Raw genomic sequence first — 1,160 nt, 5'->3', positions numbered from 1 at the left:
TGGTCGAGCAGCCTGCGGCGCGCCGCCTTGCCGGGCGCCGCACGGCCGTCACGCCCTGATTGCCGCCGCCAGGCGCGGCCGCAGCGCCGGCCCGTCGCCCTGTTGCAGCCGCCAATGGCCGCCATGCGTCACCGCCCAGAGCGTGGCGGGCAGGCCGAGCCGCCGGAGCTCCGGCAGGCTCCGGCGGAGGTCGGCTGCCCACGCCTGTTCGTCCGCCGCATTCGGCAGCGCACCGCCGAGTTCGGTCACCATCACCGGCAGGCGATGGCGCTGGCCATAGGCCGCGACCTCGCCGAAGCGCTGCGCCGCCCAAGCCGCATCGCCGCCCTGGTAGTCGTGCACCTCCGCGATGGTCAGCGGATCGGCCGGTGGCGGCTGCGGCGGGAGCGAGCGCCAGGAACACCATTCATGACCGCCCCAGAGCAACGCATGGCGCGGAGCCTCGGCGCGCACCAGCGCCAGCAGCCGGTCGCGCACCGGCGTCCATGCCGCCGGCGACGGAAAGGCCGGCTCGTTGAGCGGCGCCAGCGCCACAAGCCCCGGATCGGTCGCGCGCGCGAAGAGCCGCGCGCGCGCAGCCAGGGTGTGCAGCGCCGACTCCGCCCAGGGATTGGTCGATTCGTAGAGGTCGGCCAGGCCGAGCAGCACCGGCAGGCCGGCGGCATTGGCATCCTGCACAGCAGCCAGGAAGAGCCGCGGCACCTCGTCGCCGTCGCCGGCGTCGCGCGGCAGGAACAGCCGCGCATGGTCGAAGCCTGCCCCGCGCAGCCCATCCCACCAGTTGCGCCCCAGCCGCCTTGCGCGCTGGTCGGCGGCGATCGGGAACCAACGCTCGAGATTGGCGCCGAGCCGCAGCGCCGCGAAGCGGGGCCGCGGATCCGACTGCGCCGCGGCAGGTGCCGCCACGGCGGATGCGCCGCCAAGCGCCAGCAGCGCCCGCCGCGTGGCGAAGCCTGGCATGCCGTCTCTCCCCTTGTGTCCGCCGAGGCCGCGCGCCGGCTGCGGGGCTGCTCAGCCGCCCTGCAGCGCGCCGCGCAGGTAGCCGAGGTTGTAGGCCGCGCCGCAGCGCGCGCGGAGTAAACTGGGCGAGTGCGGCGGCCAGAGCAGCAGCGGCGCCTGCACCAGCAGCTTCGCCGCGGCGCGCGGCGCCCGGTGCGCGG

At 76.2% G+C, this 1,160-nt stretch carries 1 protein-coding gene; it reads right to left on the bottom strand.

The window, feature by feature from the left end:
- Nucleotides 1-48: 48 nt before the first annotated feature.
- Nucleotides 49-960 carry a cellulase family glycosylhydrolase gene (locus OZN99_RS32120; RefSeq protein WP_270939245.1) on the bottom strand — a complete coding sequence of 304 codons (912 nt, stop codon included), beginning with the start codon at nt 958-960 and terminating at the stop codon, nt 49-51.
- Between the last annotated feature and the right edge of the window lie 200 nt (nt 961-1,160).

Source organism: Falsiroseomonas oryzae (genome assembly GCF_027856955.1).
Lineage (GTDB): Bacteria > Pseudomonadota > Alphaproteobacteria > Acetobacterales > Acetobacteraceae > Falsiroseomonas > Falsiroseomonas oryzae.
This window is presented reverse-complemented; position numbering and strand designations above follow the sequence as displayed.